2 protein-coding genes and 1 pseudogene are annotated in these 2,348 nt (G+C 41.2%); all 3 read right to left on the bottom strand.

Going from position 1 to position 2,348, the window contains the following annotated elements; all coding sequences use genetic code 11:
- Positions 1-21: 21 nt before the first annotated feature.
- The gene (locus Q0256_RS06360; RefSeq protein ID WP_297961289.1) at positions 22-570 is read right to left on the bottom strand and encodes a hypothetical protein; all 549 of its coding nucleotides are present in this window, start codon (positions 568-570) and stop codon (positions 22-24) included.
- Between the two features lie 280 nt (positions 571-850).
- On the bottom strand, positions 851-1,762 hold the full coding sequence (locus Q0256_RS06355; protein ID WP_297961286.1) for a hypothetical protein: 912 nt from the start codon (positions 1,760-1,762) through the stop codon (positions 851-853).
- 119 nt (positions 1,763-1,881) lie between these two features.
- A pseudogene (locus Q0256_RS06350) lies at positions 1,882-2,348 on the bottom strand (hypothetical protein); the annotation flags it as partial.

Raw genomic sequence — 2,348 nt, 5'->3', positions numbered from 1 at the left:
TGTTTAAATTACCGATCACTTTTATTCACACTCATGAATGTATGGATCTTTTAGGGTAAATTCGCCATGATCTCCCAACCAAAATGTCGCATACTCAAAATTATCAATCGCAAATGTCGCATGGTGCTCGCTATACACCCTGCGCGACCTGCATTTTTTGCCTTTGTAATCATAGTGATCTGATAGCTTTTTATAAAACTCGATGCTTTCATTATCAAGGTCGTAGCCCAGCGCGATATCTTGATTTCGCCCGTCGTAGAAATGGATATAGTCGAAATCGAGGTTATAATAAACCTTGCAATAACCATTTTCGCCGTTTATTATGGCATCGCTGCAATATTTTTCTAGCTTTGATTTCTCTTTTTCAAACTCATGCCGTAGCTTGGTTTGCTCAGACGGGTCTAAATTTTGTGTTTTCTCATTAAAAAATTCCTCTTCATACCTAAGCGCCTTTTGCAATAAAATAGCCGCATATTCGGCTCTTTTAGAATAAAAATATAGAAAATAAGAGGTATATAGCATAAAGATGAAACCTACAAAAATCATAAAATTTCTAAGTAGTTTTTTCAAATTGTCGCCTTTCTATGTTCTATATCGGTGCAAATAGTTTTGCCTCTTTCAAAAAGAGCGATGGCTTATTATATCCCGTTAAGATTAAATCGCATTTGCAATTTGATATTATATTTTGATTTTAATCGGATATAAGAATGACAATACGTAAAATTTATAGTCGTATCATGTAAATTCTACGAGCAAAACTTATGTGAATAAAATTCGCTTAACTGCACGCCTAGCCAAAACTCACGGAGTCTATATTTGTTCCTGCAAACAAACCCTCAAACGCACCGATTTAGAATTTAAATTTCTTAAATTCTATCTTTTCATCGAAAACCGACATCGTGCGCCGCAGCTCGTCTATATCGACATTTAGCACGGCTAAGAAATACTCCCGTAGCTGCACATATTCATCTTTGTTTGCCATCAAAATATTCATTATATCGACGTTGGCGTTTTCTTTATATAGCACGAGCTGATCGTGAATGCCGAAAAATCCGAGGCTGCCATTATGTAGATGCATAAATATCTTAGAGCCGTAAAGCAAGGTAAGTACCATAGTAAAAATGCAGACTATATTTCTAATATTAACACTCACGCTTTCGTCGTCTCCGCCAAACTTAAGCGCGAGTAAAACCCAAACGACGATAACGATCTTAAGGGCTAGTGGCATTTGCTGCTTCCAATTCCATCTGCAATCGAAGCTAACCGCCATCGCACCGATCTTTTGTAGCTCAAAAAATTTCACAATTTCGCCCTTTTTATAATACGCGACGGCGGAGTTCGTCATCACGAAATATGCTTCGCCCTCGCGCCTAGCTGCCTCTATGAGCGGCAAGGGCACTAGGATAAACATTTGCAATACGCCTAGCTCTGGCGGCCCCACCACGATGACGGCAAAAAACAAAAATATTAAAAATACGCAGCACATCGCAGGGAATTGATATTTAACGTAATCGCGATATAGATGATCCGTGATGATTAATGGGGCTCTGTCATAATCTATGATTATGGTTTGATCCTCGCTCGAAAGGCTCGCATCCTTGTCGGTATACGTTTCTGCGCTATCATCTGCAAGCTCCGAGCCATCTAGTTTTAAATTCAGATCGCAAGCATCAGGCTTATCACTATCTGTCTGCGATCTGCGAGGCGCCTTTGCATGACTTCCGCGTAAGGCTCCTCTTAGCTCATCTAAATTATCGCTCAAATCGTCTCCTTAAATTTTACCCGAAATTTTGCCACTCTTTTTTAGCCCATCCCGCAAACAGATGCTGCAAAAAAGCGTCCGCGACGAATAAAATTTCGCTCGAATTTTAAAAGCTCCGTCTAGCCGAAGTTTACGGGATCCATATCGATCTCGACGGGCAGATGCTCAAGCGCGCGCGCAGCGTTAATCAGCGGCACGTGCGAGCTAGCGCGCAGCAGAATTTCAAAGCGAAATTTCGACGCGATATAGGCGATACCGGCCTTACCGTAGCCGATGATCTCAAAGCTCTCGCTCGCCTTCTCTTTCAAATACTGCGCGGAATTTTCGGCAGGACTTTCGGCCGCTAAATTTATAAAATTTTGCGCGGCGCCGTTTCTTTCAGGCTTTAAATTTACGCTATCCCTATCTACATCGCGAGCTGAAATTTGCACGGTATTTTTCAAATTTGAAGCATTTTGGCGGTTTAAATTTGCATCACTCCCGCGCAGATCCGGGCTTTGAAATTTAAAATTTGACATCTGCTTACTGCCCTGCTGCGCAGAATTTTGCAAATTTAAAGCGCTTAAATTTGCCCTCCTCGCGTCCA

Source organism: uncultured Campylobacter sp., assembly GCF_937949835.1.
In the GTDB taxonomy this organism is placed as follows: domain Bacteria; phylum Campylobacterota; class Campylobacteria; order Campylobacterales; family Campylobacteraceae; genus Campylobacter_B.
Note: the sequence above shows the minus strand (reverse complement) of the source record. Positions and strands in the feature narration are given on the sequence as shown.